Genomic DNA, 23,225 nt, shown 5'->3' with positions numbered 1-23,225 from the left:
GTCCCCTCGCCGCCCCTCCATGCTACGATAATGCTACGGGGCCACGGAGGTGGGCCATGTCACGCTCACGCAAATCGCCTGAGAAGTCGACGCGGGTTCTGATCACCGCCGAGATCGTGGCCGAGGCGCTGGCCCGTGCGGCGCGCGCCAAGGACTCGAATGAGTTCTACGACTACTGCGACACACAGTTGCGCTACCTGGTCCTGCGCCAGCGCGGGTCCCGCGTCGGCTGGTTCGTCCGCGTCAACGGCCAGATGAAGCGGATCGGCAACGCCAAACGCGAGCCCGGCGACGACAGTTATCTCACTGTGACGAAGGCCCGAGACAGCGCCGGCGCGCGCTACTATGCGATGCGATCGGGCAGACGTCCGCACACAAAGGGGTGGAGCTGGGCCGACCTTGACCGCGAATTCCAGGCCTCGCGCCAGGTCAAGCGCAAGAAAGGCAAGCGCGTCAGGCCGCCGGCGCCAGCCACCCTGAAGGACATCGCGGGCTGCTTCGACAAGCCCCAGTTCGCCGCCTGGCGGGCCAAGAGGCTCTCCAATCTGACCGACGTCGACCTGATCGAGCTGCTCGATGCCGTCCACCGCGAGCGAGGGCACGGCGCCTGCTGCAAGACGCTCGCCTGGGTTCGGGCCACGCTGACCTGGGCCCGTTCCGAACGAACCATCGAGAGCGGACTCGTCGGCGTCGTGCCGTGGTGGGAGGAGATCAGGCCCCCGCAGCCGTCGGCCGCTGAAATCGAGCAGATGGAGCAACGCGACCGCGATTTCAACGCTGCCCGGGAAGCGTTCAAGATCGACGCGCTCGGCAAGCTGCTCGTGATCCACGAACGGTACTGCGCCGAGCGGAGCGGAAACCGGAAGGTCTCGCCCGCGGTCCGGGCCGGCCTCTGGTGGCTGATCTTCACGCTGAACCGGAAGTTTACCTGCAGCCAGCTCAAGCGCGACGACTTGAAGTACCAAGATCCGCTCAACCCTTTGTCCACGGCCGCTCAACCATGGGGCACGGCGGAATGGCCGGCCGAGGGCGTCAAGAACAAGCGCCGCTTCATGCTCCCGATCCCGCCGTTCTTGCTTCACATCGTGCGGTGTTGCCAGCGCGACTTTGAGGTGATCGTCACCAGGAAGCGCGGCCTGCGCAGCATCAGCGGCTGGCTGTTTGCCTCCTCGCGCAGGAAGAGTCGCCGCGGACACCCTGACAACTCGGATCCTGGACTGTTTCCGAGCAGCCTCAACGGACATCTGCGCGCCATGGGCGGCCGGAAGAAGACCCGCAAAGGCGAGCGCACGAAGAACTATCTCGAAGGCTTGCCGCGCTTCTGGCCGCACCTCGTGAGAACCATTGCGACGGACTTCATGAAGGCGCAACCCGACAAGGTGTCCGGGGCCGCCGTGTCGGCCCTGCTCGGCCACGTTCTGCCGCGCGACCGCAACGAGGCGGACGACGAGATGTCGGCCGTCACGCGGGAGTTCTACCTCACCAGCCAAGAGATGCCCTTGAAGACCCAGGCGATGAAGCTGTGGAGCGACGCCGTGCTCGACGCCTATGTCAGGGCCGGAGGCACCTTGCCCATGCCGCACGAAGTCGACGAGAACGACAAGGAGAAGCTGAACTGGCCCCAGCCGAAGCTGCCGCGGATCCCTGATGCGCGGCTGCGCCCCTCGCTCGGTTCGCAGGATCGTGGCACGACCGCCGCGAGATCTCGCCGCAAACCCGCCTCACCGCCGGCGAAGCGGCGGCAGCGGCAACAAGGCCGAGACCTGCTCCGCAAGGCCTGAGCCGACCGCCGGCATCGGGCCGGGCTCCATGGATCCCGGCGATCTGTGATCGGCCAGACGCCGCGTTGTCCGTGGCGCAAACTCCATGTCACTCACAGCAAAACCTTGAATCGTAACCCATCTCACATGTCAGCCTGCGCAATCTATGATACAGGTCCGGTGTTCCGCGACGGCGGGCGGGACCGGGACCGTCCACTCCGCGACGAATGAGACGATCGGATTTGAAGTTCGGTTCGTCCATCTGGACCAGGATTGCCAGCCTCCTCATGCCGCCGCCACGCCGGTTTTCGGCGCATGGTCGATCGATGTCCATGCGTCGGTCCCGAGCGCCTGGATCTCCCAGCCACGGTCGCTCTGCCGCGGCGCGTTCCGCCCGCAACCCGCCGAATCTGCGATCCTCGGCGTGGCCCTAACGAGGTGAAAAAGATGTCGTTCATCGCTCGATCTCGATCACCACGATCATCTCAATGGACGAACTCCTGACAACTGGGTCGTCAGCTGATTGATATTGATCTGCTCGATGAGCCGATCCGCCTTCACCCGACCGGACTCCCGGAACAGCGTGCCGGCCTTGTCGCCGCGCGCAAACGCGAAAGTCAGCTTGTCCGTGTTGACCTCCGAGAACGATCCAAGAGTGCTTCCGGGTCCGACGAAACTGGTGAGCGTCCAGATCGGACCACCATTTACATTTTTCGTGACGACGAAATTGACGTACCCCCCGAAGACGCCACCGTCGTCGGAAAGCTTCTTGTCCCAAGCCACGTGCTGCGCAGTCAGGGCGAGCTCGACGGTTCGTTTGAGACCGAGTTCGCCTGCGAGATTTGTATCGGTCGGCCAGCATTCCGCCAGATTGCCACCCAGCTTTCTCACCTCCGCCGCCTCCTTTCGCAGAGCCCGCACCGAATAATAGTACTTCTGCGTGAAGTTTTGCTCGCGCGATTGGCTGAGCGCCCCGCCCAAACCGAACGCAAAGGGCGCGTTGACGTAAGTCAGAGATGGGCTGAGGCCTCCTGTATCGTTGACCGTCAGATTGAGCTGGACGGCAACGACCATGTCGTCGCCGAGCAAGGTCTCCGACATCGCGTCACCCCGCTCGATCAACTGCACCAGTTCGCAGCTCACCCGTCGCGAAATCGAATGGATGGTCGGTCCGTTCTGATCGGCCGGAATATCGAAGTTAGGAACGACCGTCGCACATCCGGAAAGCAAAACGCCAGAAAGCGAGATCCAGAGCCAGCCGCTCCATTGTCGCACAGCCTCCCTCATCTCGACCCCTCCGACACACTTCTGCAGAAGCCCACCTTGTGCGGAATCGCGTTCACGTCGCGCCTGACCTCGCCCATCGCCTCGCAAGCCGACGTCCGTCTGGTCTTGCATTGAATGGTGGTGGAGCCTGCCTTCACCTGGCAATCGCACCATGGATCATCATCAGCCGAGACTGTCGCTCTGCTTCGATTTTTTCGAAAGCCGCATCAATCTCGGCGGACGTCGGCGGCGTCCGACCGAAATAGTACATCATCGAATAAAAGCGGCGCTGGATGCCCTGCCACATCGTGCCCCCCAGAAAATGATTTTGCCCAAAGCCGGATACTGCATGCATCCTGGAGGAGAACAATAGGCTAGCGCCCGCAGCGGTCGATTATTCCCTGCCTGCTCGGCCGCAGGTGCGCCCCGCTGCATCGCACGGCCAGCCAGCAAGGCAGGATACTACGCCGAGGGCGACTTCGAAGCACATCGATGCAGACGCACATATCTAAGAGCAGTTCGGCGCACGCAGAGATGCGTCGTCTCCACGACTCGCATGGCGACGGTGAATCGCGGTCGCGGTGCGGCTTGATCCGCCGCAGCGCACGGAGCGGATCAAAACTCGAGATCGACGTCGTTCGGGACTCTACCTTTGCGACGGATGAGTCTCGTGCCGAAGTCGTCTTCGAGCGCCACCTCCGCCAGCGCGTACTCGACAAGCTCGGTGTCGGACGTTATGCCGGATTTTTTCTTCGCAGCTGCCACCAGATCTCGGCAAACGCGGCCGCCTATCCGACGGTTTTCGCTACCGAGCAGACCAAGTTTCCGTGCCGTTTCCAGAACCGCACGCCGCCTGACGTTCGGCTGTCCCGGTCCGCTTGGACTCTCGCGGGTCGACTTCAAAATGATAGATCTCCTGCTTGGAAAATAGAGATTTGGCAACGGGTTCAATGTCCTTATGGCCCTATAGACGTCAATCTTTCCCGGCCTGACGAACAATTCGGAAAACACGCTGCCGAACCCGCGGGGGTCGCTTGCGCGATCACCTCAAAGGACCCCGATGGAGACACGATCACAGCTATCCGGCTCGAATTGACCCAAACTGACCCCCCAAGGGAACCACTAACCCCGGACTGAACACCAGAACCATTTTGCGGCCAGATCCAGACCAAACGGAAACGACAGATCTAGCCAGGGTCTTTACCGGATGGGTACATTGAAGGTGGCTCACGAGAGCCTGCGAAGTCTTCGAAAAGAAGATTGTCTAGCCGGTGCAGATAGTTAGCGCCTTGGCGCTCCCCCAGCGGACACGGACCAAGCCTAATCCGGCACATGACCCCACATCATGCGCAAGGCATCGAGCTTGTACGGATCGCGGCCGAGCGCGCACACCGCATTTGCAGAAGCTCGCCATGCTGATGGTCGCAAGCCAGACCGGCAAGAACGGATTTTTCGAGACTTGGTGGCTGAGCTGGTTTCGATACGGAGACGCCGGATTGCAGCGCCGAGGAGCGCGCTGTCATGCCGGCCTTTCTGACGCCGGCCGAGATGCCGCAAGAGCGCGCCGCCCGAGCACTTCGACGCGGTCTTCATCGAGACGATGAGCCGTCTTCACAAGGGCGCGGTGAAAATGGCTGACCAGATGTGGCACAGCCGGGGTGACCCGCGCCTGCGCATCATGGCGCATGCCATCCGCCATGAGCAGCAAGGCGAGATTGCTCTGATGCGCAACCGGCACGGCCGCGGTCGCGACCGCCTTCCGCAACATGCTGGACGACAATGTCAATTAGCCGGCAGGAACTTCGGCCGGACATGTCGATTGACGTTTATAGCTCGCCTGCCCCCTAGACGACCAGATGAAGCGGATGACCGGCCTTCTCCTTGGTCTTGCGACCGCTTTGGCGGGATGCCAGCGCGAAGAACGGCAATTGCGGCTCGATCCGCCGGTCGCGGATGCGCTGGACAAGATTGCGCTGATGCCGAACGGCATCAGCGGCGCGCCACCGAATGTCTATTACGCGCTCGGCCGACCTTACGAGGTCAACGCCTACAATCTCAGCCAAGGCAAGCGGCTGTATTCCTGGTTTGGCTGCAAGGCCTGCCATGGCGACGGCAAGGGCGGCAGCGGGCCGGGCTTCCTCGACGGCTGGTGGTACTACGGTCCCGAGATGGTTTCGATCTTCGCCTCGATCCGCGACGGCCGGCCGCACGGCATGCCGGCCTTTCGCGACAAGATGACGACCGAGGAGATCTGGCGGCTCGCAGGCTATGTCCAGACCATCGGATCCTATGAAGGCAAGACGGCGGCGCCCAGCCGCAACGACGAGAAACAGACGCGACCTGCCGAGAATCGCGCGCCGGCGAAGATCCTCTTCGATCAGGGGCCGACGCCGCTCCATCCGGATCAGGGGCCGACGCCGTGATCCGGCACGTTCGAACAGCCTGTCACTGCGCCGTGCTTGCGGCACTGCTCGCTGGATGCGGCGGCTGGCAATCCGTGCTCGAACCGCATGGCGTCTCCGCAATCAGCCTGAGACATCTCATCATCCTGATTGTTGCCGTCTGCTCCGTGGTCTGGATGCTCGTGATGATCGCATTGATCGCTGCGCTCTGGCGCAATCGCGACAACAGCCCGGCGTCACCCGGTCCGCAAAACGAGCGCCGTATGACGATCGCAGTCACCGGCGCTGCCATCGCCACCGTGCTCATGATCTCCACCTTCACTATCATGAGCTTCTTCGCGACGCGCGCGCTCAGCGTCGCAGGACCGGACGATCTGACCATCCGGGTGCGCGGCCTGCAATGGTGGTGGGACGCAGAATACATCGGCCCCGATCCATCGCAGCGATTCGAAACCGCGAACGAAATTCATATTCCCGTCGGCCGCAACGTGCGTCTCAAGCTCGAAGGGCTCGACGTGATCCACTCGTTCTGGGTGCCGAGCCTCGCGGGCAAGCAGGACCTTATTCCGGGTCGCCCGAACGAGCTGACAATTCGCGCCGAACGCGCCGGCGTCTACCGCGGTCAATGCGCCGAATTTTGCGGCATGCAGCACGCTCATATGGCGCTGCTCGTATTTGTAGAGACGCAGGACGATTTCGATAGATGGGCGAATGCGCAGCGGCGGGACGCGATCCAACCGGCGGCAGAGGAGATCGCCGCGGGCTTGCAGACATTCTTGGCAAAACCCTGCGCGGCCTGCCACACCATTCGTGGTACCGCGGCGGGCGGCACCACGGGACCCGACCTGACCCATGTCGGCAGCCGCCGCACCATCGCAGCCGGGCTGTTCGAGACCACGCGCGGCTCGCTCTCCGCCTGGACTGCTGATCCCCAGACGATCAAGCCCGGCAACAATATGCCTATGGTGCCGCTTACGCCGGACGAGCTGCGCGCCGTCTCCGCCTATCTGGCGAGCCTCAAATGAGCGGTCCCGCGACGGCGCCCGATGCGCGCGACATCGAGCTCGAACGTTCGCGCTTGACCAGCGCGCTCGCCGAGACTTGGAGGACACCGTCCGGCTTCTTGGGCGCGCTCGCAACCGTTGATCACAAGATCATTGGCCGGCGCTACATCTTCACGGCATTCATCTTCCTTTCGCTTGGCGGCGTATTGGCGGCCCTAATGCGAATCCAGCTCGCGCAACCCGAAGCGCGCCTGCTCGGGCCTGATCGCTACAATCAGATCTTCACCATGCACGGCGCGAACATGATGTTCCTGTTCGCTGTCCCGGTGATGGAGGCCGTCGCGGTCTATCTTGTCCCGCTGATGGTTGGCACCCGCAACATCGCCTTTCCGCGGCTCAACGCCTTCTCCTACTGGATCTATCTCGCCGGCGGCATGCTGCTCTGGATCGCCTTCGCGCTCGACATGGCCCCGGATGTCGGCTGGTTCGCCTATGTGCCGCTGTCCGGCCCGCAATATGGCGCCGGCAAACGCGCCGATATCTGGGCGCAGATGATCACCTTCACAGAGCTGTCTGCGCTCGCCGTCGCGGTCGAACTCATCGTCACCATCTTCAAGCAGCGTGCGCCGGGCATGACGCTCGACCGCATTCCGGTATTCGTATGGGCGATGCTGGTGACGTCATTTCTCGTCATCATGGCGATGCCGGCGATCGTCGTCGCGAGCAGCAGCCTGATCCTGGACCGGCTCGTCGGCACGCACTTCTATAATCCGGCCGAAGGGGGCGACGTGCTGCTCTGGCAGCATCTGTTCTGGTTCTTCGGCCATCCTGAGGTCTACATCATCTTTCTGCCTGCCGCCGGCATGGTCTCGACCATGATCGAGCCCTTCGCGAGGCGGCCAGCCTTCGGCTACCTCCCCCTGGTGATGGCTCTGATCGCGACCGGTATTCTCGCCTTCGGCCTGTGGGTGCATCACATGTTCGTCGTCGGGCTGCCGCGGCTCGGCGACAGCTTTTTCACTGCATCCAGCATGGCCATCGCCATTCCCGCCAGCATCCAAGTGTTCTGCTGGCTGGCGACGCTATGGGACGGCAAGCCCGTGTTCAAGGCACCGCTCCTCTTCATCATCGGCTTCATCGTTACTTTCGTGATCGGCGGGCTCACGGGCGTCATGGTGGCTTCCGTGCCGTTCGACACACAGGTCCACGACACCTATTTCGTCGTCGCACACTTCCACTACGTGCTGATTGGCGGCGCTGTGTTTCCGCTGCTCGGTGCGATCCACTACTGGTTTCCCAAGATTACTGGGAAGATGATGAGCGAAAGCCTCGGGCGATCGTCGTTCTGGCTGATCTTCATCGGCTTCAACGCGACCTTCTTCCCGATGCACATCCTCGGCCTTCAAGGCATGCCGCGCCGGATCTACACCTATCAGCCTGACCTGCCGTGGCATGGCCTGAACCTGTTTGTCAGCCTGAGCGCAATCTTCCTGACGATCGGCTTCCTGCTCTTCTTCGTCAACGCGATTAGCAGCCTGCGCGGTGGCGTGACCGCGTCGGACAATCCCTGGGATGCACCAACCCTCGAATGGGCAACAACCTCGCCGCCCCCGAGTTACAATTTCGCGTTGATCCCGGTCGTCGGCGGACTGCACCCGGTCTGGGAAAACCGCGACACGCTCTCCGTCGCCGATGGCCTGCGCAGCGATCGCCGCGAACTGCTTGTGACCTCGCTCGCGACCTCCGAGCCGCAGGTGCGCGAAGCCTCGCCGCAGCATTCGATCTGGCCGCTCTGGGCCGCGCTCGCCACAACCGTGATGCTGATCTGGTCGATCTTCTCGCCCTGGGCCGTGGTCTGGGGCTCGATCCCCGTCGCGATTGCACTGATCGGCTGGTTCTGGCCCAAAGGCACGCCGGAGGACGAGGCATGAGGGAGCGGATCATGCTCGATCTCGGCAAGCTGCCGCTCCATGGCCTGGGCACAGCCAGCGTCACCTGGTGGGGCACCCTCGCGTTCATGCTGATCGAAGGTACTGGCTTCGCGCTGGTCATCGCCGTCTATCTCTATCTGATGAGCCTGGCTGCAACCTGGCCGATCAACGCGCCGCCGCCGGACCTGCTTCCTGGCACGCTGCTGACGCTCATCCTCCTGGCCAGCCTCATCCCGAATATCCTGATCTCGCGCTGGGCCGGGCAGCAGGACCTGCGCAAGGTCAGGACCGGTATCGTCATCATGTCGATCTTCGGCATCGCGCCACTGGTCGTGCGTGTCTTCGAGTTCCCGGCGCTCAGGGTCAGTTGGGATACCAACGCCTACGGCTCGGTGGTCTGGACGCTGCTCGGCCTCCACACCACGCACATCATCACGGAGCTCGTCGACACCTTGGTTCTCGCGGCGCTGATGTTCACGCGGCACGGCCGCAATCCGCGGCGGCTCGGCGACGTCCAGGATAGCGCGATGTATTGGAACTTTGTCGTCGCGACCTGGCTTCCGATCTATGGCTGCATCTATTGGCTCGCACGGCTATGAGCATGTCAAAACCTCTCGCACACCTCCTGATCTGGGCCGGACTTTGGCTTGCGCCGCTCATCTGGGCCGTGAACATGCAGCTAGGGCAGGTCCTGCCCTACACCGACTGCCGCCGCTCGCTGCATGCGGCGGCGATCACGTCGTTTCTCGGAGCCGCCATCACGAGTCTGTCCGGCATAGTCTCATGGCGATGCGCGGGGCGACTAGGGGCGGACGCCTCCTCCAGGCCGAACACAGTTTCCTTCGGAGGCGGGGTCAGTGCCCTCTCCGCCACGATCTTCACCTTTGCACTCCTGATGCAGGGAATTGCCGCGATGGTGCTGAGCGGATGCGAAAAATAGCGGCGACGATGATCCTGCTGCTGGCGAGTCCGGCGCACGCGCATGGGCCCGCGCAAGAGCTGTTGCGCCCAAGCTGGACGTTTGATCCATGGATCGTCGTCCCCCTCCTCGCGTTCGGACTGATGTACAGCATGGGTGCGCTGGTGCTGCTGAAACGGCGGGCGCAAATCGTCGCGGCCCGGATATGGCAGATTGCCGCCTGCTGGGCCGGTTGGTTGTCTCTGATCGCGGCGCTGGCCTCGCCGCTGCACTGGCTCGGCGAGCGGCTGCTCAGCTTTCACATGATCGAACACGAGATCCTGCTGGCGGTGTCTGCGCCATTGATCGTGATCGCACGACCGGTCGGAATCTTGCTCTGGTCCATGCCCCGCTGCGCGCGGGTGCGGATCGGCCGTTGGATGCGATTTTCGGCCATCGATGCAGCCTGGTCCTTCCTAAGCGCTGGCCGCAATGCCACACTCCTGCATGCAGTTGCGATCTGGACCTGGCATGCTCCGCCCCTGTTCGATGCAGCGATCACCAATGTCACCATGCATCGACTGCAGCATCTGAGTTTCTTCCTGACGGCTGTCCTGTTCTGGTGGTCTGTATTTCGGCGCAGCGAGACCGGTACGGCCGCCTGGCACGTGTTCGTGACCATGCTGCACACGACCATCCTGGGCGCCCTGATGGCGCTGGCGCCGCGCCTGCTCTATCAGGAGCAGGTGGCTGCGGCGGCCGCCTGGGGCCTGACGCCGCTCGAAGACCAGCAGATGGCCGGCATCATCATGTGGGTGCCGGCGGGAACGATCTATGCCGGCGCCGCCCTGGCGCTGATTGCGCTGTGGATCAGGCGAGCCAGCAAACACCGCGAGCAAGCCGATGCCCTTGTTGTCTAGGAAGCGTGGCTCAGTCGTCGCTGTGGCCGGACTCCTGATCGCTGCGGCTGGCGCCGGTGGCTTCGCTTGGAAGTCCCGAGTGCAGGCCGATCGCGTTGCCCGCGCCATCACCGGGGGCGATCCATCCCGCGCACCGGTACTCATGCGCCGCTACGGCTGCGTGGGGTGCCATACGATCCCCGGCGTTCCCGGCGGGAACGGGCAGGTCGGCAGCTCGCTCTCCGGCATTCGGGGGCGCGTCTATATCGCCGGCGTCACGACCAACTCGCCCGACAATCTCGTGCAATGGATCGTCGCACCGCAAACCTTTTCGCCGCGAACGGCCATGCCGGTGACCGGGATCAGCGAGTCCGAGGCGCGTGACATTGCAGCCTACCTCTATGCGCAATAGCGCCGAGGCGCTCAGGGTGCGGCAGTCGGCCGAGATGGCAGTGATTTGATGAACATTGCGATCGCCTCGCGATCGCTCTGCGGCAGCATGGCCGTGTTCGTGACCACATCGGCCATCGACGAGCCGACGCGCCCGTGGTTCGGCGTGGTGCCGGTTTTCAGCATGTTCGCCAATTGCTGCTCCGACCAGTCACCGATGCGCTCGGGCGTGATATTGGGTAGAAGCCCGCGCCTTCGGGATCCTGCCCACCTGCGTAGCGCGTTGCTGATGCGATGCCGCCGAACGTGTCGCGCGATGAGTGGCACTCGGCGCAATGGGCGAGCGCCTCGCTCAGATAGCGCCCGCGATTCCATTTCTCGTCACGCGCAGCGTCCCGCGAAAGCGGACCGGGCTTGAAGTAGAGAAGTTTCCAGAAACCGACAAAGCGGCGAATGCCGAACACCGGATTGAGCTCGTGTTCCGGAGGACGGCCCCTCACCACCGCGAGTGTCCGCAAGTAGGCCATCAAATCCTCCACGTCCGCGGCGCTCATATGCGTGAAACTCGCATATGGAAATACCGGATAGTAGTGGCTTCCATCTGGCGAGACACCGTTCAGGAGCGCGTTGGCGAGATCTCTGGTCGTCCACGTGCCGATCCCATCGATGGGATCCATCGAAATGTTCGGCGCGCGAAACGTTCCGTAAGGAGAGGCGAGCGCCAGCCCTCCGCCGAGATGCAAACGGTCCGGTTGTCCTGGGGAGGCATGACAGGACGAGCAGTCGCCGGCCGCAAAGACGAGCTTGCCTCTTTCCGCGTTGCCCGCGCCCTCGAAAATCCCGCTGAGATCAGCGTTCGCGAAAAGATCGGGCGCGGTGATCATCCAGATGACGCCGGCGATCAGCGCGGCCGATCCAACTCCGGTCATCGCCCAGACCCAGCCGCGCATCCACTTGCTTTTTCCTCGACAGCCTGCCCAACCGGACTAACAGGCAGCGTTCGTCACTGTTCCTTCGGCTGGCCGTTCCCGGCTCAACCGGACGCGCTCGCTGGCCGCCGGTAACAGCGCGCTGGAAATCGCCGACATGCATTGCATCGGTCCGGCCGTCGGCCCCGGCCGCCTGTCCGCGACCTGCCTAGCGCCGCATGAACTTGTGGAACCGGCTCAATTTACCGTCCTTGGTGCGGTCCTGATGAAGGAACGCGATGCCGGTCTCGTCGAATTTTTGGAAGAACTGGTCCCAACTGATCCGGTCGAGCCCTTCGTCTTTGCGATCAAAGTCGAAACGCAAGATGCCGGCATGACCGTCGTCCACTGTTGCCTTGACGGTCGCAGGCTTACGCCGCGCTCCTCCGCCCATTTGCGGATGATATCGTGGCTGGTGGTCGCTTGCGCCTCGGTGTCGCTAGTTCTGGTGCGGCTTGCGCTCATTGGCTCCTCCCTCGCTGGAAAGGTGGAACAACGGCGTCCGCCATTGTCGGGCTATTTGCCATGAAACGCCGGCCAGCAGGATTTGTTCTTGCACCGCCCCCCGCGCGGCCACCGCATCAAACGTCGAGCATCCAACTTGTTCATCGCAACTCTCAACCGACAGTTGATGCGAGAAGAAGTGAACGCCACCTGGAATGAAGACGCTTGGCTGGACGCCTGTTGGGCAACGGTCGTCCTGGGAGCGAGTGTGTCATTTGAGGCAAGAGTCGAACATCTGGGACCGACTGTTGAGCATGAGCGCGACCTCCGCGGTTGCTTTATCTATCCTCTCGAAAAGATGATACCCGCGGCTGCACAAATAGGAACGCGCTCCGCCCTGATGCGTCAGCCGATATGGCAAAGCTCATCAAAATCCGATTTCATCATTTCGGCAACAATGACGCGCTCGGCGTCGATCGCCTCGAACAGTCCGGCCCCGACGCGCGTCAGATCCTTGTCTCGGTCCGTGCGGCAAGCGTCAATCCCGTCGATTTCAAGATCAGGTCGGGCAAGTATCCCTCCGTGAAGGAGGATCGCCTGCCCTACACTCCTGGCAGAGACGTCTCCGGCATCGTGGAGAGGTGCGGCGCCCAAGTAACGCGCTTTCAAGCGGGCGACGAGGTCTTCGGAATGGTTCCGGTGTTCGGCGGCGGCTACGCCGAGCAGGTGGTCCTGGAAGAGCGAGCGGTCGCCTCTAAGCCGGCCGGGCTTGATCATGTCCATGCGGCGGCGGTCCCGCTGGCGGGACAAACGGCGCATCAAGGCCTATTCCGATACGGCAAGCTGAAAGCGGGAGAGTCCGTTCTGATCCACGGCGGCTCGGGCGGCGTCGGCCATTTCGCGATTCAGTTCGCCAAGGCAAAGGGCGCCCGTGTGCTGACAACCGTTTCCACAGAACATGTCGATCTCGCGCGAACGCTCGGCGCCGACGTTGTCATCGACTACAAGACCCAGCGCTTCGAAGAAGTCGCCACAGATCTCGATATGGTCTTCGACTTGATCGATGGAAAGACACGCGAACGCTCCTGGGCGCTGCTCAGAAAGGGCGGACGCCTGATCTCCACATTGACCGAGCCGTCGCGAGATCGGGCGAATGCGCTCGGCGTGACCGCCATGCGCTACACTGTCGAGCCCGACGGCGAGGAGTTGGCCGAGATTGGACGACTGGTGGATGCCGGCAAGCTGAAGCCGCATATCCAGACCACATTCCCTCTTGAGCAGGCGAAGCAGGCTCTGGCCACCGTGGAGCAAGGCCACACCGCCGGCAAGATCGTGCTGATTTGCGGTTGAGGAGAATCACGCCATGAACTCTCCGAACCGACGATTTTTGCTGGCCGCCGCAGCCGCACTTGGCGCTACCGCGGCCGCCTCGGCGCAACAAGGCAATGAGCCCGTGTCCGGCAGCAAGGGCGCTCCGATCATCGGCCCCCGTAACCCGGACCGGGAGCGTCAGAATCCAGATATCCTGCGACCGCCGTCCACCGACCATGGTTCGCTGCCAAACCTCCGGTCCTCGTTTGCAGATGCCCACATGAAGATCCGCGAAAGCGGCTGGTCGCGCGAAGTCACTCAGCGCGAACTCGCGTTCTCGACCACAATGGCCGGTGTGAACATGCGCCTCACTTCCGGCGGTGTCCGCGAGTTGCACTGGCACAAGCAGGCCGAATGGGCTTTCATGCTGGCCGGCAAGGCGCGCATCACGGCGGTCGACAACGATGGTCACAATTTCATCGCCGATGTTGGCCCGGGCGACCTCTGGTACTTCCCCTCAGGCATTCCGCACTCGATTCAAGGGCTGCCCGACGACGGCTGCGAGTTCCTGCTGGCGTTTCCGGACGGCGAGTTCTCGGAAGATAGCACTTTTGCCATCACCGACTTATTCGCACACAATGAGCGCGAAGTGCTGGCAAGAAATCTGGCCGTCGACGTCAAGGCGCTCGACCGCATTCCGAAGCAAGAACGCTTCATCTTTCAAGCCGAACCACCGCCGCTACAGCTACAGGCGGACGCTGTTCGCAATCCCCTTGGCGGAGTGCCGCTCGATATGGTCTTCAGGCTGATGCAGCAGCCTCCGACCCAGTCGCCTGGCGGCAACGTCCGCATCGCCGATACCCGCAACTTTCCCATTTCGACCGATGTTGCTGCGGCATTGCTCGAGGTCAACCCCGGCCACATGCGTGAACTGCACTGCGAGTGGCAGTACTACATCTCCGGCCAGGCGAGAATGACCGTATTCGCGGCCGAGGCGCGGGCGCGGACATTCGACTACCGGGCGGGCGACGTCGGCTACGTGCCGATGTCGATGAGCCATTTCATCGAGAACACCGGCAGCGAGCCGCTGCGGTTCCTCGAGCTGTTCAAGGCGCCACGCTTCATCGACGTTTCCCTCGCGCAATGGATGGCACTGACGCCGCCTGAGCTGGTCGCGGCGCACCTGGACATCGATCGCAGTGTGCTTGAGCAATTGCGCAAGGACAAGCGGCCGATCGTTTAGCTTTGGCGTTCAGGTTCGATCGTTAGTCTGAACGTCGCCTATGGTACTGCCCTTCTCCTCGGCTCCAATCTATCGGCAATGGTCATCCGCTCCGGAGAAGGAGCCGCTCATGCGCTACGACCAGAGGCCCAAGCGCCTGCCGCGAACGGTACGGTAGCGCGCGTCGGTTTGCGGCTTGATGAAAAGGGCCGCGACGCTCGGATGTTGCTTGCGGATCTCGGTCTCGATCGAGATCACGCACTGCTCAATGTCGTCGGCGCGCTTGTCGTCCGCAAACTCGACGCTCAGCGCTGCGACGACCTCGGATGGCGACAGTTGTGCCGTCAGGAGGCCATTGGCCTGAAGCACGCCGGGTGAGCGTCGCGCGATGGCGAGGATCGATCGCGCGAGCTCGGGATGCGCCGGCTCGCCGATCAGGAGACTCTTGCTTTCGCGGGCGAGTCCGATCGATGCAATTCCGAGGAGAATGCCGATCAGGATCGAGCCGACACCATCCCAGACCGGTTGGGCCAGCCACACCGCCGCCGCAGTGGCTCCGGCCGCAATGGCGATGCCAACCAGCGCCGCGCTGTCCTCGAGCAGCACCATAAAGGCTGGAGGATCCTTGCTGCGGACGAAGGCCTGGTAATAGCCAAACCGCTCGCTCTCCGAGCGGAAGCGGCGCAGGGCGAAAAGCCACGATGCACCTTCGAACAGGAACGAGAGCCCGAGCACGACAAAGCTGACGATGGGATCCTCAATCGGCTCGGGTGCGGCGACGTGCAGCAATCCCTGATAAAGCGAGACGCCGGAGCCGAGCGCGAAGATCAGCAGCGCGACGATGAAACTCCAGAAATACAGCTCGCGCCCATAGCCGAGCGGGTGGGATTCGTCGGGCGGGCGGCTTGCACGATGGTAGCCATAGAGCAGCAGCACCTCATTGCTGGTATCGACCACCGAGTGCACGGCCTCGCTCATCATCGCCGAGCTGCCCGTCCAGAAAGCGGCGGCAGTCTTCGTAGCCGCGACAAGCATGTTGCCGATGAGCGCAGCACGGACGATGGTCTTCGACGATCCTTGTGCCGCCGCTCTCACCGAGATCTCGCTTCGCATCGACGAACCTGTGCCGCGACGATCATACCGGCTTTGCACTTTCTCACTTCGGAGTCGGATCCGAAAGGCCTGCTCCCGGATCCTCAAACCGTCCGCTTCGCGCGAGCTTCACGGCGCGGCCCAGCGCGCGGGCCGTATTGGTCACCTCCTGCTGAAACTCGCGATCATGGTCCAGCGCCTGGTGCGATGTGGCGTACGGCTCCATATAGCCGACATAACCGTCGAGCTCGGCGAAGCGGCCGGCCGAGATCAGGCGCATGTCCGTCAGCCAGTCCGACAACGTCCGGCGGACGCCTTCGACGCCGACGCTGTCGCCGTGGACGATTAAGCCGAAGTGACGGCCGGCGAGATGACGCGGATAGGGCCAGCCCTTCAGCTCCAGCGCTTTGGCTTCGTCGGCCCTCTTGCCGTGCGTCGACGTCGGATCAGGATTGCCGCCGTCGGCGCAGACCAGGCGATCCATCATCGCCTTGAGCCCGCCCGGCACGTGATACCAGTTCACCGGTGTCACGATCAGGATGCCGTGCGCGGCCACCCAGAGCGGATAGATCTCGTTCATCCAATCTGCGCTCTGTCCCAACGCATAGTTCGGATAGCAACTGCACGGCCAGTGGCAGAGCGTCACCGAGGTCGCGACGCAGGATTTGCAGGGGTGGATGGCCTTGCCGAACTCCGAGGCCAGCCTGGAGAGATTAAGAATATCGACAACGAAACCCATCTCGGCGAACACAGGCTCGGCGAGTTTCACGATCCGCCAGGTCTTTGACATCTCGCCGGGACAGGTGTGCTCGCTGCGAGCCGAGCCATTGATGATCAGGATGCGCGGCGGGGCGTCCGCATCGTCGTGCCGCCGCTGTGCCTCGAGGACCGCGGCGCGCGCGTCGAGCCAGTCCACCGCGAGATTGTAGTCGGGATCGGCAAAGCCGGCGCCCGCCTTTCTCGTCACCGGCGCCTTGCGCGAATCGCTGTAGGCGTCCCAGGCGGCGGCAACGATTGCATCAAGTTCGCACTTCAGTGGCGCGAAAACGGGATCGATGAACTGGCTCCGGTAGCGGCTTTCGAACTCGCCGCGCGACAGTCTGACGGGCGGCATGCCCTTGCGAATGTCCGGTTTCCCCATAGTCTCTCCTGAGGGGTCATGTATTCGTTGCACCAACGTGCCGCGTCCGGCCGCGGTTCCTCAGGCCCAGCCGGCGCCCCGAGGAACACGCGATCGCGCGATGAGTTTGATATCCATTTCCTCAGCAAACACCGAAGCGACCTCGCCATGGCCCTCCCTAGCGCAGCCGAGCGCGTCCGCGAAGCGAGCAGTCGCGGGATTATCTGCTTGCTTCAGAGCGCGGCGGAGCATTGCGGGATGGTTGGACGTCGTGCGCCCCCCTTGCTCGTCCAACCATCGATTGATGCATCCGCAAAACGACCTCGCGTTCTGGTCGCGGGGTGGCTCACTACCCTTATGTTTTGCATCACGATGCCTTTAATGGCGCAGGCGGCCGTCACCGCCTCGCAGCTTGAGCAAGTCGCGCTCGTGCCCCGCGACAACGCGCAACTGCCACTTTCGACCCTAATGAACGATTTGGACGGTCGCACCGCGCCGCTGCAAAGCTGGCTTGCAGGCATCCCGACCGTCTGGATCCTCGCCGACTACACCTGCGAAACGCTTTGCGGGCCGGCGATATCGATCGTGTCGAACGCCCTGGCCGATACGGGCCTGAGAGCAGGCGAGGACTTTCGGCTCATCGTCGCCGGCCTTGATCCCAAGGACACCGTCGCTCAAGCGCTCGTCATGAAGAATGCGCAACTCAGCACAAGGTGCGGCCTGCCCGGGCAGAGCTATTTCCTGCGGGCGGCAGCAACGGACGTTAGTTCGTTGACCGACGCGTTTGGAGTTCGGACGATCTGCGATCGCGAGCATGACCAATTCGCCCATCCTGCCGCCGCCTTCGTGGTCACGCCTGACGGGCGGATCTCGCGCACACTCTCGGCTCTCGCGGTCGATGCCACGAGCCTGCGTCTGGCCGTGGTCGAAGCGGGCCAAGGACATATCGGGCGCTGGACCGACCAAGTCCACCTGCTCTGCTACGGCTTCGATCCCACGAGCGGCACCTATACGCTCGCGGCACGGCGGCTGCTGTTCGCTGCCTCCTCGATCAGCGTGATCGTTCTTGCTGTGCTGATTTGGCTTCTGCTTCGGCGCGAGTGCGCCACCAGATAGTGCCGGTCGGCGCCCTCTCCTCCGCCTTCCCGACGAGCGCAGCATCGAACGCCAGCCACAACACCGCGCCAAGAAAGAGCGCCGCGGCGATCAGCATTGCGCCGGTCATGGCGACGGAAAGCCCCCGAATTGCCGGCAGGATGAGGATCGCTGATTCGAGCCACCGCATCGCCAGCGTCAGCCCGCACAAGGCCAAGAGCCAATACGGGTCCGATCGCACCCTCGCGCTCAACATCGCGCAGAATGGGAACACGAACTGCCCGAAAGAGAGCGCCGCCAGCACGAACTGCCAGCCGCCTTCCGATCGCGCCAGAGACCAGGTGACTTCCTTGGGGATGTTTCCCGACCAGATGACGATGTACTGCATGGCGTGGAGATAGCACCAGAGCAGGAGAACCGAGAGCAGCAGGCCGCTATAGCTGCGGCTCGGACCGATCCTTCGCATCGACAGCAGGCTGGCACCGATGACGAAGGCCGTTCCATTCGTCAGCACGAAACTGAGATAGATCAATCCATAGATCGAGGAGTGAAATTCGGGCTCCAGCGATTCCATCCAGTCGATCCCGGCGAATGAGACGGTTAGGGTCCACACGATCGATCCGATCGATGCCGCACGCACCATGGCTTCGTCATTGCGCCAGGCTCGCCGTAGCCATTCGGCCAGCCCGATCCAGACCACGAAGTAGAACACGGTCCGCAAAACGAAAAACCAAGGCACAAGCCAGCGCGCCTTGAATGGCGGCAATGACGCCGCATCGGCGATGGCCGGATAGATATCCTTCAGGAAGAGAAGGACCGGAATGAACGTCAGCGCGACAACCGGCAGAATGCCGATGGCCGCGACGAAGATAGGATGCAACGCCTCGGTCCAGCGTCGCCGCACCAGATAGCTGGTCATGAAGATAATCAGCGCGCCGATTGGAACGGCGCCCCAGGCAATCCAAGCGACGAGATAGGCGGCAACGGCCGACCGCGCGTCGACGACAAATCCGGCGATCAGGACCAGGCCCGACACCACCGCCACCCCGCCTCTTATGCCGCTACGCACTCTCATGGCGAGCTCTCGAGCTTGGCGCGCTCGTCCGACGGCACGTCGTCGAGCGACGCGTGACGGCTGAGCTGGAGTGCACGGATATAGGCGACGATTGCCCAGCGATCTGCCGGCTGCACACGCGCGGCATAGGAATACATCGCGCCATGGCCGTTGGTGATCACATCAAAAAAGTATTGGTCGTCCGCGGCAAGCAGCCGATCGTTGTGATAGCTCGTCGGGCGCGGCATGCCGCGCTGGACGATGATGCCGGTCCCGTCCCCGCCGGCGCCATGACATGGCGAGCAGAAAATGCTGAAACGCTGTCGTCCCCGCGCCAACAGTTGAGCCGAGAGCGCCGGCTTCGCGGTGGCAACCTTCTCCCGTTCGAGATCATCACGAGCCACGGTGTTCGCCGGCGGCCGGCGCAGCACGCTACCACGAAACGACGGTGCGCTCGAGTATTCGCTATAGCTGGGTTGCACGTCCATGTTCTGGTCGCAGGCGGCGAGCAGAGTTGCAAGCGCAACAATGAGAAGCACCCTGCTCATCCCGGCACAAGCTCCACCGACAACGCGCCCGCGTCGCTCAGGAATGCCAGGGTGTTACCCGCCTCGAACATCGCGTCGTCCGCGCTCACACAAAGGAAGAAACGATCCTTGCTGGCACGGTGAAATCGCCCGGTGCCGAACACGGGATAGTTGAGCCGCGGTAAGCCGTTCTGCCATAGCATCCCGATCAGCATGGCGAGCGCCGAAAACAGTATCGTCAGCTCGAATGTCACGACAGCGAATGCCGAGATCGCGTAGATGGGTCGGCCGCCAACGTTGAGCGGGTAGTCATAGTTGACATAGAACTGCAGGATGAGCGCTGTCCCCGCTCCGGCGATGGCTCCTGCCAGGCCGACGAACGAGACGGTGGGGCGCGGAAGCCGCAGCATGCGGTCCAATCCCTCGACCGGGAAGGGCGTAAAGGCGTCGAGAAGGCGGTAGCCGGCTTCCCTCGTCTTCCGCGTGGCCGCCAGCAGATCGTCAGGGCTCCTGAACTCCGCCAGTGCGCCGTAGAGCGGCTCAGCCATGCTGCTGCTCCTCTTTCTCTTCGTAGAGAAGCTCCTTGCTCTCGAAGATCGAGATCATGGGAATGAGCCTGATAGCGATGAGGAATGGCACGAGGAAAAGCCCGATCGTGCCGAAATAGGTCGACCAGTCCCAAAAGGTCGGCGTGAAGTGGCTCCAGGACGAGACGAGAAAGTCGCGATAGAGACTGGTGACCAGGATCATGTAGCGCTCGAGCCACATTCCAATCGCGACAGACACGGAGATCAGCAGCAGCATCCATCCGCTTCGTCGTACCGTGCGCAACCACAACGCCTGAAGCGGAATGAAGTTGAAGACGACCGCGCTCCAATAGGTCCAGGCGTAAGCGCCGGCGAAACGATCCGCCAGCGTCTGGAGCTCATGAGCCTCCCCGGAATAAACGGCGTCGAACACTTCGAAGACATAGCCATACCCCGTCATCAGGCCGGTCGCGAGCAGGACCTTTCCGAGCACATCGAGATGATCGTCGGTTACAAGGTTCTCGAGCCCGAACCACGAGCGCAGCGCCACGGCGATGATGGAAACGATGGCAAAGCCGGAAAAGGCAGCCCCCAGCACGAAGTAGGGTGGAAAAATTGTCGAGTGCCAACCCGGGATCTGTCCCACCGCGAACAGCAGCGACACCTCGCTGTGGACGGATACGACCAGCGGCACGGCAAGGGCTGCTGTCAGCCGGTACGCCTGTGACCAGCGCAGCCAATGCCTGGCCGAGCCGCGCCATCCGAGTGCCGTGATGCCGAAGAAGATCTGCCAGCCGCGACGAGTTGCTCGGTCGCGCGCCGCGGCGAGGTCGGGGATCAGGCCGGTATACCAGAATGCCAGCGAGACCGTCAGGTAGGTCAGCACCGCCCAGATATCCCATTCGAGCGGGCTGCGGAATTGCGGCCACACGCCCATGGTGGCTGGATATGGAAACATCCAGTAGACGTACCAAGGCCGCCCAAGATGCAGGATCGGGTAGATGCCCGCGCAAACCACGGCAAACAACGTCATCGTCTCGGCAAAGCGGTTGAGCGAGTTGCGCCACTCGCTGCCTGTCAGGAGCAAGAGGGCCGAGATCAGTGTGCCCCATGAGCGGAAGGTGGTGCGGAAGCCGTGCGTGGTCGCCTTCGGCTTGTCGCCGCCGTCATAGCCCATCTGGGTCTGGATCAGCTTGCGCAGCGTGTTCTCCGACTGCGTGACGCCGTAGACGCCGGGGCGGCTCTCGCCAGGGAACACCAGCGTCTCCTTGCCGCCCGACAACTGGGCGTTCAGCTCGCGCATGTCGTCGAGCAGCTTGAGCGCCGTCGCGGTCAGCGGCACGTCGGCCTCAAGGTTGTTCTTCATCACCTTGCCCGGGATCACCCAGCGCATGCCGCCATCGTCGGCGGGCTTGATCTGGTCAAACGACACATGCTGGCCCTCGTCGGCGCGCACGCAGGTCAGAATGACCATCTGCAGGGTCTTGGACACCATGGTGTTGATCTTGCGCAGCTCGACTCAGAACGCCGGTAGCAGCTTGAACGGCAGCGCGGGGTGCGCGCCGCGCACCTTGCCCTTCTTCGGCTGCTTCGGCAGCAGCGGCTTCAAGAGCGCCAGCTCGGCGATGTTGCGCTCGTTCTTGGGGCGGTGGCCGAGCGCGGCGGCAGTGTCAAAAATCTTCTGGAGCCGCCCGCGCGCCTCGCCGGCCGCGAACGGGATGGACAGCCAGATCGCCAGCAGCACGTCGAGGACGTCCTGCGTGGTGATCTCGTGGACCTGCTTATGGTGCAGCGGCGCGAAATAGGCGGTGACGTTGAGCTGCCACTTCTCCTTGGCCTTGGCGTTCTTCATGCCCTTGCAGGCGGCGTCGCACACCATTTGGGCAAAGTCCTTGAACAGCGGCGAGGAGCGGCCATTGCCGGTGACGCCGTCGGGGCGGTCGTTGCTGGGTCGTGGCCGTCGCGCACCAGCCGGCCATACTTGGCGGCCAGCTCCCGGGCCTCGTGGATCGAGCGCGCCCCGATGCCGCCGAGCCCCATCTTCTCGGCCTTGCCGCCATAGGTGAACTTAAACTTCCAGCACATCGAGCCCTTGGGCGTGATCTGCAGCCCGAGGCCGCCGCCGTCATTGTGCTCCTTGCCCTTGGCGAGCAGATGCAGGTTCTTGGCGTCCAGCCGTTTCGTGTTCATCCTTGTCTCCGATCCCGGGGGTCTGGGGTTTGGATCTGCACACCGGCATAGTGTGGATCGCTCCGAGCACTCCTGTCCACGAACTTGAGCGGCACTTGCGCTGCCGGCAATACTCGGAACTACAGGGCTATCCTTTCAAGCGCAGCCACTTGGTCGCCTTGCGGGCCACCAAGATCTCAGTCAGCGATCCGGCCTCGCATTGGTGGCCTGGAGAACGCTAACGAATGAAACTGACAGGCGAACGTCCACACGCGAACCCGGAGGCCGCGGCCCGCAAGCTGGTGGAGCTCGCAGAGAGCATAGAGCCGGTCGGCGCGGCATAAGCCATGCTGTCGAACGGGGCTGGCTTGATCTGCATGAAAGCGGGACGTTCATCCGGCTGCCGAAATCAGAGTTGGCTGAGGCGCCGAGGCCGCGGTGAGAATGATACGATGCACCAAGAGGCCTCCGTAATGGAACCGAATTTGGGTCTTCGTATTGAGGAGGTATTGTAGAACGCTAGCAGCAGATGCGACGCCAGAACGAATATCGCTTTTCCCGACTTGCACGCGAAACCGCGACGCAAGCCGGGCGCCCGTGGGCGTTCGCATTGGCGGCCGCGTTCGTGTTGGTTTGGCTGATCTCTGGTCCAGTGTTTCGCTTTTCCGATACTTGGCAGTTGGTGATGAACACCCTGAGCAGCATCGTCACATTCTTGATGGTGTTCCTCATTCAGAACGCGCAAAACAGAGATAGTGAAGCACTTCAACTGAAGTTAGACGAGCTGATCAAATCCACTAACTCGCCGAGAGATGTCATCGGAATCGAAGAGAAGCCCGAACCTGAGTTGAAGTCGGTGCGGAAAGAAGTAGCAGGCAAATAGAATTGCTTCCGTTCGCTCGCCTCGGGCGCGACCTGTCCTGATATCTGCCGGGAGGGGTTTGGACCAAAGCCGATCGGATGCAGCGCATCAAAGGCTTCGTCGAGCATTCCCACACGAAGCGACCTCTCCGGACTGGGGCTGCGGGATGCCGCCATGCAATTAGCGACCAAAGAATGGGCCCCGGCCTTGGGGTTTCCTGGGTAGGAGGTGGGAGGCCGGGGCCGCTTGGAGGTGCTTGGCCCTTTGGGCGGGCCAAGCAATTG

25 protein-coding genes and 2 pseudogenes are annotated in these 23,225 nt (G+C 62.7%); 13 read left to right on the top strand and 14 right to left on the bottom strand.

What is annotated here, in order from left to right; translation table 11 throughout:
• Positions 1 to 56: 56 nt before the first annotated feature.
• Positions 57 to 1,781 (top strand): hypothetical protein, encoded by a 1,725-nt coding sequence (locus MTR72_RS38535; RefSeq protein WP_280968608.1) that lies wholly within the window; start codon positions 57 to 59, stop codon positions 1,779 to 1,781.
• Positions 1,782 to 2,240: 459 nt separating this feature from the next.
• Here MTR72_RS38535 and MTR72_RS38530 read toward each other — a convergent pair whose 3' ends face one another.
• The 3 genes from MTR72_RS38530 to MTR72_RS38520 all read right to left on the bottom strand — a co-directional run bounded on the left by MTR72_RS38530 (position 2,241) and on the right by MTR72_RS38520 (position 3,929).
• The gene (locus MTR72_RS38530) at positions 2,241 to 3,047 is read right to left on the bottom strand and encodes a hypothetical protein (RefSeq protein WP_280968607.1); all 807 of its coding nucleotides are present in this window, start codon (positions 3,045 to 3,047) and stop codon (positions 2,241 to 2,243) included.
• A gap of 133 nt (positions 3,048 to 3,180) precedes the next feature.
• Entirely contained in the window at positions 3,181 to 3,333 is a 153-nt protein-coding gene (locus MTR72_RS38525; protein ID WP_341512208.1) for a hypothetical protein, read from the bottom strand.
• Between the two features lie 308 nt (positions 3,334 to 3,641).
• Positions 3,642 to 3,929: a hypothetical protein gene (locus tag MTR72_RS38520; RefSeq protein ID WP_280968605.1), complete on the bottom strand. Its 288-nt coding sequence runs from the start codon at positions 3,927 to 3,929 to the stop codon at positions 3,642 to 3,644.
• Between the two features lie 697 nt (positions 3,930 to 4,626).
• Between MTR72_RS38520 and MTR72_RS38515 the strand changes: the two are divergent.
• From MTR72_RS38515 to MTR72_RS38480, 8 genes and pseudogenes are all read left to right on the top strand, one after another.
• Positions 4,627 to 4,698 (top strand): annotated as a pseudogene (locus tag MTR72_RS38515) (hypothetical protein); the annotation flags it as partial.
• Positions 4,699 to 4,891: 193 nt separating this feature from the next.
• Entirely contained in the window at positions 4,892 to 5,449 is a 558-nt protein-coding gene (locus MTR72_RS38510; RefSeq protein WP_280968604.1) for a c-type cytochrome, read from the top strand.
• Positions 5,446 to 6,453, top strand: coding sequence for a cytochrome c oxidase subunit II (gene coxB, locus MTR72_RS38505; RefSeq protein ID WP_280968603.1), 1,008 nt, complete (start codon positions 5,446 to 5,448; stop codon positions 6,451 to 6,453). The genes MTR72_RS38510 and coxB overlap by 4 nt, the downstream gene beginning before the upstream one ends.
• Entirely contained in the window at positions 6,450 to 8,363 is a 1,914-nt protein-coding gene (gene ctaD / locus MTR72_RS38500) for a cytochrome c oxidase subunit I (RefSeq protein WP_280968602.1), read from the top strand. The genes coxB and ctaD overlap by 4 nt, the downstream gene beginning before the upstream one ends.
• A complete protein-coding gene (locus MTR72_RS38495; protein ID WP_280968601.1) occupies positions 8,360 to 8,962 on the top strand; it encodes a cytochrome c oxidase subunit 3 in 603 nt (200 codons plus the stop codon). Before ctaD ends, MTR72_RS38495 begins: the two co-directional genes overlap by 4 nt.
• A 2-nt stretch (positions 8,963 to 8,964) precedes the next feature.
• Complete coding sequence (locus MTR72_RS38490; protein WP_280971193.1) at positions 8,965 to 9,303, top strand: hypothetical protein; 339 nt, start codon at positions 8,965 to 8,967, stop codon at positions 9,301 to 9,303.
• 8 nt (positions 9,304 to 9,311) lie between these two features.
• The gene (locus MTR72_RS38485; RefSeq protein ID WP_341512207.1) at positions 9,312 to 10,181 is read left to right on the top strand and encodes a cytochrome c oxidase assembly protein; all 870 of its coding nucleotides are present in this window, start codon (positions 9,312 to 9,314) and stop codon (positions 10,179 to 10,181) included.
• Positions 10,165 to 10,572 (top strand): c-type cytochrome, encoded by a 408-nt coding sequence (locus MTR72_RS38480; protein ID WP_280968600.1) that lies wholly within the window; start codon positions 10,165 to 10,167, stop codon positions 10,570 to 10,572. The genes MTR72_RS38485 and MTR72_RS38480 overlap by 17 nt, the downstream gene beginning before the upstream one ends.
• 11 nt (positions 10,573 to 10,583) lie before the next feature.
• Here MTR72_RS38480 and MTR72_RS38475 read toward each other — a convergent pair.
• The 3 genes and pseudogenes from MTR72_RS38475 to MTR72_RS38465 form a co-directional block, all read right to left on the bottom strand.
• Positions 10,584 to 11,500: pseudogene (locus MTR72_RS38475) on the bottom strand (c-type cytochrome).
• Between the two features lie 187 nt (positions 11,501 to 11,687).
• Positions 11,688 to 11,912 carry a hypothetical protein gene (locus MTR72_RS38470; protein ID WP_445819686.1) on the bottom strand — a complete coding sequence of 75 codons (225 nt, stop codon included), beginning with the start codon at positions 11,910 to 11,912 and terminating at the stop codon, positions 11,688 to 11,690.
• Between the two features lie 455 nt (positions 11,913 to 12,367).
• On the bottom strand, positions 12,368 to 12,631 hold the full coding sequence (locus MTR72_RS38465) for a hypothetical protein (protein WP_280971192.1): 264 nt from the start codon (positions 12,629 to 12,631) through the stop codon (positions 12,368 to 12,370).
• On the opposite strand from MTR72_RS38465, the gene MTR72_RS38460 reads away from it, so the two are divergent.
• Together MTR72_RS38460 and MTR72_RS38455 are read left to right on the top strand one after the other, a co-directional pair.
• Positions 12,521 to 13,312 (top strand): NADP-dependent oxidoreductase, encoded by a 792-nt coding sequence (locus tag MTR72_RS38460; RefSeq protein ID WP_280970854.1) that lies wholly within the window; start codon positions 12,521 to 12,523, stop codon positions 13,310 to 13,312. The two genes, MTR72_RS38465 and MTR72_RS38460, sit on opposite strands and share 111 nt — an antisense overlap.
• Positions 13,313 to 13,325: 13 nt before the next feature.
• The gene (locus MTR72_RS38455) at positions 13,326 to 14,516 is read left to right on the top strand and encodes a cupin domain-containing protein (protein WP_280968598.1); all 1,191 of its coding nucleotides are present in this window, start codon (positions 13,326 to 13,328) and stop codon (positions 14,514 to 14,516) included.
• 114 nt (positions 14,517 to 14,630) lie between these two features.
• Here MTR72_RS38455 and MTR72_RS38450 read toward each other — a convergent pair whose 3' ends face one another.
• On the bottom strand, positions 14,631 to 15,608 hold the full coding sequence (locus tag MTR72_RS38450) for a cation diffusion facilitator family transporter (protein WP_341512206.1): 978 nt from the start codon (positions 15,606 to 15,608) through the stop codon (positions 14,631 to 14,633).
• A 43-nt stretch (positions 15,609 to 15,651) separates the two neighbouring features.
• Complete coding sequence (locus tag MTR72_RS38445; protein WP_341512205.1) at positions 15,652 to 16,728, bottom strand: flavodoxin family protein; 1,077 nt, start codon at positions 16,726 to 16,728, stop codon at positions 15,652 to 15,654.
• Between the two features lie 207 nt (positions 16,729 to 16,935).
• On the opposite strand from MTR72_RS38445, the gene MTR72_RS38440 reads away from it, so the two are divergent.
• Positions 16,936 to 17,823: an SCO family protein gene (locus tag MTR72_RS38440; protein WP_280968595.1), complete on the top strand. Its 888-nt coding sequence runs from the start codon at positions 16,936 to 16,938 to the stop codon at positions 17,821 to 17,823.
• On the opposite strand, the gene MTR72_RS38435 is transcribed toward MTR72_RS38440, so the two are convergent.
• From MTR72_RS38435 to MTR72_RS38410, 6 genes are read right to left on the bottom strand one after another with little or no spacing between them, the layout of a single operon-like run.
• Positions 17,759 to 18,877, bottom strand: a complete 1,119-nt coding sequence (locus MTR72_RS38435; RefSeq protein WP_341512204.1) for a hypothetical protein — start codon at positions 18,875 to 18,877, stop codon at positions 17,759 to 17,761. The two genes, MTR72_RS38440 and MTR72_RS38435, sit on opposite strands and share 65 nt — an antisense overlap.
• A complete protein-coding gene (locus MTR72_RS38430) occupies positions 18,874 to 19,404 on the bottom strand; it encodes a c-type cytochrome (RefSeq protein ID WP_280968593.1) in 531 nt (176 codons plus the stop codon). Before MTR72_RS38430 ends, MTR72_RS38435 begins: the two co-directional genes overlap by 4 nt.
• Positions 19,401 to 19,931 carry a DUF3341 domain-containing protein gene (locus MTR72_RS38425; protein WP_280968592.1) on the bottom strand — a complete coding sequence of 177 codons (531 nt, stop codon included), beginning with the start codon at positions 19,929 to 19,931 and terminating at the stop codon, positions 19,401 to 19,403. The genes MTR72_RS38430 and MTR72_RS38425 overlap by 4 nt, the downstream gene beginning before the upstream one ends.
• Positions 19,924 to 21,405, bottom strand: coding sequence for an NrfD/PsrC family molybdoenzyme membrane anchor subunit (gene nrfD / locus MTR72_RS38420; protein WP_280968591.1), 1,482 nt, complete (start codon positions 21,403 to 21,405; stop codon positions 19,924 to 19,926). Before nrfD ends, MTR72_RS38425 begins: the two co-directional genes overlap by 8 nt.
• A gap of 24 nt (positions 21,406 to 21,429) precedes the next feature.
• Positions 21,430 to 21,789 (bottom strand): phage integrase central domain-containing protein, encoded by a 360-nt coding sequence (locus MTR72_RS38415; protein WP_280968590.1) that lies wholly within the window; start codon positions 21,787 to 21,789, stop codon positions 21,430 to 21,432.
• The gene (locus tag MTR72_RS38410; RefSeq protein ID WP_280968589.1) at positions 21,759 to 22,100 is read right to left on the bottom strand and encodes an Arm DNA-binding domain-containing protein; all 342 of its coding nucleotides are present in this window, start codon (positions 22,098 to 22,100) and stop codon (positions 21,759 to 21,761) included. Before MTR72_RS38410 ends, MTR72_RS38415 begins: the two co-directional genes overlap by 31 nt.
• A 508-nt stretch (positions 22,101 to 22,608) precedes the next feature.
• On the opposite strand from MTR72_RS38410, the gene MTR72_RS38405 reads away from it, so the two are divergent.
• Positions 22,609 to 22,962: a low affinity iron permease family protein gene (locus MTR72_RS38405; RefSeq protein WP_280968588.1), complete on the top strand. Its 354-nt coding sequence runs from the start codon at positions 22,609 to 22,611 to the stop codon at positions 22,960 to 22,962.
• Positions 22,963 to 23,225: the final 263 nt, after the last annotated feature.

Origin of the sequence: Bradyrhizobium sp. ISRA442 (assembly GCF_038085055.1) — a bacterium.
Classification (GTDB): Bacteria; Pseudomonadota; Alphaproteobacteria; order Rhizobiales; family Xanthobacteraceae; genus Bradyrhizobium.
The sequence above is the reverse complement of the archived record's forward strand: the minus strand, read 5'-3'. Positions and strand labels throughout refer to the sequence as shown.

Coding starts and splice junctions, on each gene's coding strand:
- MTR72_RS38535 (WP_280968608.1), top strand. CDS start 57: ATGTCACGCTCACGCAAATCGCCTGAGAAGTCGACGCGGGTTCTGATC.
- MTR72_RS38530 (WP_280968607.1), bottom strand. CDS start 3,047: ATGAGGGAGGCTGTGCGACAATGGAGCGGCTGGCTCTGGATCTCGCTT.
- MTR72_RS38525 (WP_341512208.1), bottom strand. CDS start 3,333: ATGTGGCAGGGCATCCAGCGCCGCTTTTATTCGATGATGTACTATTTC.
- MTR72_RS38510 (WP_280968604.1), top strand. CDS start 4,892: ATGACCGGCCTTCTCCTTGGTCTTGCGACCGCTTTGGCGGGATGCCAG.
- ctaD (WP_280968602.1), top strand. CDS start 6,450: ATGAGCGGTCCCGCGACGGCGCCCGATGCGCGCGACATCGAGCTCGAA.
- MTR72_RS38495 (WP_280968601.1), top strand. CDS start 8,360: ATGAGGGAGCGGATCATGCTCGATCTCGGCAAGCTGCCGCTCCATGGC.
- MTR72_RS38490 (WP_280971193.1), top strand. CDS start 8,965: ATGTCAAAACCTCTCGCACACCTCCTGATCTGGGCCGGACTTTGGCTT.
- MTR72_RS38485 (WP_341512207.1), top strand. CDS start 9,312: ATGATCCTGCTGCTGGCGAGTCCGGCGCACGCGCATGGGCCCGCGCAA.
- MTR72_RS38480 (WP_280968600.1), top strand. CDS start 10,165: ATGCCCTTGTTGTCTAGGAAGCGTGGCTCAGTCGTCGCTGTGGCCGGA.
- MTR72_RS38470 (WP_445819686.1), bottom strand. CDS start 11,912: ATGGGCGGAGGAGCGCGGCGTAAGCCTGCGACCGTCAAGGCAACAGTG.
- MTR72_RS38455 (WP_280968598.1), top strand. CDS start 13,326: ATGAACTCTCCGAACCGACGATTTTTGCTGGCCGCCGCAGCCGCACTT.
- MTR72_RS38450 (WP_341512206.1), bottom strand. CDS start 15,608: ATGCGAAGCGAGATCTCGGTGAGAGCGGCGGCACAAGGATCGTCGAAG.
- MTR72_RS38445 (WP_341512205.1), bottom strand. CDS start 16,728: ATGGGGAAACCGGACATTCGCAAGGGCATGCCGCCCGTCAGACTGTCG.
- MTR72_RS38435 (WP_341512204.1), bottom strand. CDS start 18,877: ATGAGAGTGCGTAGCGGCATAAGAGGCGGGGTGGCGGTGGTGTCGGGC.
- MTR72_RS38430 (WP_280968593.1), bottom strand. CDS start 19,404: ATGAGCAGGGTGCTTCTCATTGTTGCGCTTGCAACTCTGCTCGCCGCC.
- MTR72_RS38425 (WP_280968592.1), bottom strand. CDS start 19,931: ATGGCTGAGCCGCTCTACGGCGCACTGGCGGAGTTCAGGAGCCCTGAC.
- nrfD (WP_280968591.1), bottom strand. CDS start 21,405: ATGGTGTCCAAGACCCTGCAGATGGTCATTCTGACCTGCGTGCGCGCC.
- MTR72_RS38415 (WP_280968590.1), bottom strand. CDS start 21,789: ATGGTGTGCGACGCCGCCTGCAAGGGCATGAAGAACGCCAAGGCCAAG.
- MTR72_RS38410 (WP_280968589.1), bottom strand. CDS start 22,100: ATGAACACGAAACGGCTGGACGCCAAGAACCTGCATCTGCTCGCCAAG.
- MTR72_RS38405 (WP_280968588.1), top strand. CDS start 22,609: ATGCGACGCCAGAACGAATATCGCTTTTCCCGACTTGCACGCGAAACC.